Consider the following 5,430-nt stretch of genomic DNA (forward strand, 5'->3'; position numbering starts at 1 on the left):
GGTGAGATGTGTGTAGTTCATTATGCAATTTCGACTGGCCGGTCAAAAAGGCACAAATGCTATCGCATCTTGCCCTCATTAACCGGTACCGTTCATAAATTGCACTTCATCCTAGAATTCGCCTAATAATTTTAATCAACATGATCGCATAAAAAAACCACCGTCTTAGCTTTAGTGCGTTGTAGTAGCATTTAGATTGGTAGTATTGAAATACTCAATGCGCTTGATAGACGAGGGAAGAACCTAGACCTTATTGATAGTGGCCAGGCTGTGCTGGGATGAGCATCGCGCTTCTCAATCATTGCGGTTTTATCCGCAGACGCGTGTCAGCCCCACTTGTACTCGCGGAAATAATTCCCGCCCAAGGCGTACCATTTGCTTTTCTTTGCTATGAAAAATGATTTCATAGCCGTGGCGAGCATAGAGCGCAATGAGTGGATAGTTGTTTTCTCCTGTATCTGTCGCACTTCGAAATAATTGCTGACTTGAAAACCAGACATGTGCAGCGCCGAGTAAGGCGTCGGCGATTCCCTTGCGCCGCATTTCAGGTAATACGTAGGCTGTTGTGACCAGACCGTAGTGTCCGCGTTCATCCTCTTCTTGTCTGATAATGATGTGGCCGACATGTTGATTCTCCGGCCCAAACCGTGCGACATAAATCGCGCCTGAAAGTCGACCATCCAGATGGGACACCGCACGATCGCGAAGCCATTCTAAGGAATACATGGAGCTACCAATTTCAACACCGAGGACATCAATTAAAGTGTCACGCATCCGGGACGCGATGATCGGCAGTTCCTTACTGTCTTGCTGAATGCGTTCAATATGAAGGTGCATGGACGATCGCTCGCAATCGGAGTTTCCAGTGGTTTTTCGTCATCCTGCCACATTAAAATTGTCAATGCAACATCAAATCGAGATGGATTGTAATGATCGAGGCAAACAAAAAAATGCATTAAAGAATGAGTAAACTTTATTTTAAACAACACGTGCAGTGTTTTTGAGAAGTATTCCAACTAGTACGCATGTCACTAAATGCAAACTGTGGGCTATTTTTTTTGTTGTGCGGTACTTTTTTTTAATTTCCGGCCTCATAATTCGTTTATGAATTCTTTGATACCAATTTGTCGCTCTATGGTCAGTGCAGCAGTCGCAATTGCACCCTTTAAAATGAAATCTCAATCTCAATCCCAAGCCCAAGCCCAAGCCCAAGCCCAAGCCCAAGCCCAAGCCCGGCTTATCATGCTTTTCATGTGCGTACAACGCTCTCTGGGCGTTTTGGTTTTGGGTTTGAGTAGTATTGTTAATTGCTATGCGGTAACGCCTGAAGTGCAACTAGATAATCTGACTTGGACTGAGGTGCAACATCGGCTGGCCAGCGGTACCACGACCATACTTATCCCGATTGGCGGCACTGAGCAAAGTGGGCCGTATGTTGCCCTTGGGAAGCACAATGTGCGCGCTAACCTGTTGGCACAAAAAATTGCCCAAAATCTCGGTAATGCCTTAGTTGCCCCAGTTATTTCCTATGTCCCGGAGGGGAGCATTCATCCACCTGCAGGGCATATGCGATTTACCGGAACGATTTCGATTCCGGATAGCGCGTTTGAAGCGATGCTGGATGGAACAGCACGTAGTTTTAAGCAGCACGGATTTAAAGAGGTCATCTTTCTGGGCGATCACGGCGGCTATCAAAAAAATATGCAAAAGGTTGCCGCACGCTTGAGTCGGGAGTGGGGCAACGATCCATCGTGTCATGTGACGGCACTGTCAGAGTACTATCAGGCCGTTTCAGTGAGCTATGTCAATACCCTGCGTAACCGTGGCTTTAGTATGGCAGAAATCGGCTTACACGCAGGTTTAGCGGACACCGCGTTGACGTTAGCAATAGAACGTTCGCTGGTCAGAAGCGATGCCTTGGCACATGCGACCAAGCCGACCGAAGCGGAGGGTGTGTCTGGTGATCCTCGACATGCAACAGAAGAGCTTGGGCAATTGGCTGTCAAACAAATTATAGATGCGTCAGTCACCGCCATTAAGCGCGTGACTGGCGCCCGATGAACACCATTTTTAGTTTAAGCATTGAAACTCACGTATGTCTTTAAAATATAAACATCTAATTCGTGTCGGCGTCATTAGTGCCTTGTCTGTGGCGGGGTTTCAGTTTTTAATCGCTGGTGCTACAACAGCGGTACAGCCCGCAGTCAATGTTGTGACCGTACCAGGTATGCCGCCGGTGATCGATGCCCATAATTTGTATAGTGAAACGGGTGCTAGTCATTTGAGTCCCCAAGTGAAGGACGATCTGGTACGCGTCTACGTGCCTAATCTGCGTTCCAATGATGTTTCTGTGATCGATCCTGTCACTCTCAAAGTGATTGATCGTTTTAAGGTTGGTAAAGCCCCCCAACATATTGTGCCGTCCTGGGATTTGCGCACATTATGGGTTGCCAACAATGCCGAACGGCTCAATGAAGGTAGTCTGACGCCGATTGACCCGCGCACTGGCAAGTCCTCTAAAGCGATTCCAGTGGACGATCCTTACAATCTGTATTTCACACCGGACGGTAAGTCGGCAGTTGTCGTTGCAGAAGCGAAACATCGCTTGGATTTTCGTGATCCGCATACCATGGCATTGCAGTATTCCATTGCCGCGCCAAAGTGTGGCGGCATTAATCATGCAGACTTTTCTATCGATGGTAGTTACGCGATTTTTACCTGCGAATTTTATGGCAGTATTGCTAAAATTGATCTCAAAAATCGTTCTGTTATCGGCTACCTGAAATTACAAATGCCAGCAATTCGCTTCAAGGATGTACCAACGCTAGCGGGTCCTGGCGCAACTGAAATTTGCTCGTCTAAAAAAGGTATGCCGCAAGATATCCGCGTCTCTCCCGATGGCAAGCGTTTTTATGTCGCCGATATGGAAGCCGATGGCGTACACATTGTTGACGGCGATGCGTTTAAAGAAATCGGATTTATTCCAACCGGCGTCGCAGCGCATGGTCTATACCCAAGTCGTGACAACACCAAGTTATATGTCGCCAACCGTGGCTCGCATTTGATTCATGGTCCACGCAATGGCAAAGGCAGCGTGACAGTGATCGATTTTGCCGGCGGTAAGGTCGTTCAACAATGGCCAATACCTGGTGGCGGTAGTCCTGATATGGGGAATGTCAGTGCGGATGGCAAATATCTATGGTTGTCGGGTCGCTACGATGACGTGGTATATCGCATTGATACCGGAAGTGGCGCTGTGAATAAAATCGCTGTAGGACAAGAGCCACATGGATTGACCGTGTGGCCGCAGCCGGGCCGTTATTCATTGGGGCATACCGGTAATTTGCGTTAAAAGTTTAAAAGTTTAAGTTATAAAAAATCGCCGACACATTTTTCTGTGTCGGCGATTTTTTTTCAACTAAGATTTCACACAAATTTTATGAGCGAAATTTATTTTTTATTGGCTACTTCAGTATTTTGATGTGGTGCAGTTGCTTCACCTGCTTTGAAATCGCTACGGTCAAATGTCAGGTTTTGACCAGAAACCAATTTTACCCATTCAGGGTAGTTATAAGCCGAGCCGTTGGAGTGGTCAACGATCGCACCAATGCCACCGCCGAGGACGATATTACCGAACATGCTGCCTGCTACGCGCGAAACGACAGTCGCAGTCGCAGGATCATTGCCGTCTTTTTTACAGATGATACTCAAATTTGAACTTGAGCGATGCACTAAGACGCTGCCTGGCGTCGTAACATTAAAACTACCTGAATCATTTGTTAAGCTGCATTGCGCACCTTCAACAATACTGCCATTTGCTGCCAGGGTTTCAACGCGAATAGCCTGAGTTGTGCCATTTGAGACGGAAGCGCAACCGACTAATTGCAAACCCAGTAGACCCACAAGTCCTAATGTGAATATTTTCATAAATTTTCTCTTTATATAATTGTAATTACTTCTAATTTTTTGAAGCACATCATTCTTATGTAAATTATATTGAATTGCAATATACGAAAGAAAAAATTACAAAAAAATACTGGAGTATTTAATTTGACAATGTGGGTGAAAAGTCTAATTGGCACGCCAACCCGCATTTTCACTACAAACTAGCTAATCTCGCCAGCGCCGCATGCAGCGTCGCCTCTTTTTTTGCAAAACAGAAGCGTACAACGCGTTGATCAAATCCATCAGCGTAAAACGCGGAAAGAGTAATCGCGGCAACGCCAATCTCTGTCGTGAGCCATTTGCAGAACTCAATGTCACTTAAATCACTCACGGCAGAGATATCAACGCATTGGAAGTAAGTACCTTCGCAAGGAAGCAGGGTGAATTTCGTGTATTTCAATCCTTCTCTGAACAGATCACGTTTCTTCTGATAAAACGCCGAAAGTTGCAGGTAAGGCTGGGGATTGTTCATGTAGTCAGCCACACCATATTGAACCGGCGTATTAACTGTGAACACATTGTATTGGTGCACCTTACGGAATTCGGCGCTCAGCGACGCAGGTGCTGCGACATAGCCGATTTTCCAGCCTGTAACGTGGTAGGTTTTGCCAAAGCTGGAAACCACAAAAGACCGTGCTGCCAGACCAGGAAAGCTGGCAACACTTTGGTGCTGTGCGCCATCATAAACCAAGTGTTCATACACTTCATCAGCGATCACCAAGATGTTGGTCGACGCAAGAATCTCTTGCAGCCTGAGTATGTCCTCTTTGCTCCAGACCATGCCGCTGGGGTTGTGCGGGGAGTTAATGATGATCGCGCGCGTTTTACTACTGATGGCGGCGGTGATTTTGTCAAAGTCAGGCCGAAAGGTGCCGGGCGTCAATGGCACTCGCACTGCTATGCCACCGGCAAGTTCAATATTCGGCAGGTAGCTGTCGTAGCAAGGTTCAAGCACAATCACCTCATCACCTGCATGTACCACCGCCAATATGGCCGTGATGATCGCCTGCGTGGCACCTGCAGTGATGGTTATCTCACTGGCTGGGTTGTAATTAACGCCATAGAGAGATTTTATTTTCGCAGCGATCGCTTCACGCAAGACCACAACGCCAGGCATTGGCGGATATTGATTCAAACCTCGCCTCATAGATTGATTGACGGCGTCGATCAGGTGGGGATCGCAGTCGAAGTCAGGAAAGCCTTGCCCCAGATTAACGGCCCCTTTTTCTGCGGCGAGCGTTGACATGACAGTAAAAATGGTGGTCCCGACGTTGGGCAATTTTGTAACAAGCTTTGGCGTTGAAAATTCAGTACTCATGTCGACTCTTTCAGCTATTCCTGATTTGTGAACAATTTTCGATTCGCGAGTTCAACTATGAAGTGCAACTGAAGATAAATGGTTAAAGGTGGGAAGATGCAGTAGCATCCGGCCTTCCAGACCTCCAAGTCAAAGTTGCCCGAAATGACATACACACATCTTACCCA

5 protein-coding genes are annotated in these 5,430 nt (G+C 46.9%); 2 read left to right on the top strand and 3 right to left on the bottom strand.

What is annotated here, in order from left to right; genetic code table 11:
- Positions 1–309: 309 nt before the first annotated feature.
- The gene (locus tag ACO0K1_RS19805) at positions 310–837 is read right to left on the bottom strand and encodes a GNAT family N-acetyltransferase (protein WP_423028875.1); all 528 of its coding nucleotides are present in this window, start codon (positions 835–837) and stop codon (positions 310–312) included.
- A 333-nt stretch (positions 838–1,170) separates the two neighbouring features.
- Here ACO0K1_RS19805 and ACO0K1_RS19810 point away from each other — a divergent pair, with 333 nt between their 5' ends.
- On the top strand, positions 1,171–2,061 hold the full coding sequence (locus ACO0K1_RS19810) for a creatininase family protein (RefSeq protein ID WP_423028877.1): 891 nt from the start codon (positions 1,171–1,173) through the stop codon (positions 2,059–2,061).
- Positions 2,062–2,095: 34 nt separating this feature from the next.
- Complete coding sequence (locus tag ACO0K1_RS19815) at positions 2,096–3,352, top strand: hypothetical protein (RefSeq protein ID WP_423028879.1); 1,257 nt, start codon at positions 2,096–2,098, stop codon at positions 3,350–3,352.
- A gap of 98 nt (positions 3,353–3,450) precedes the next feature.
- Here ACO0K1_RS19815 and ACO0K1_RS19820 read toward each other — a convergent pair whose 3' ends face one another.
- Entirely contained in the window at positions 3,451–3,927 is a 477-nt protein-coding gene (locus tag ACO0K1_RS19820) for a hypothetical protein (protein WP_423028881.1), read from the bottom strand.
- 172 nt (positions 3,928–4,099) lie between these two features.
- A complete protein-coding gene (locus tag ACO0K1_RS19825) occupies positions 4,100–5,263 on the bottom strand; it encodes a pyridoxal phosphate-dependent aminotransferase (protein ID WP_423028883.1) in 1,164 nt (387 codons plus the stop codon).
- Positions 5,264–5,430 lie beyond the last annotated feature (167 nt).

Origin of the sequence: Undibacterium sp. SXout20W, assembly GCF_049340285.1 — a bacterium.
Lineage (GTDB): Bacteria > Pseudomonadota > Gammaproteobacteria > Burkholderiales > Burkholderiaceae_D > Undibacterium.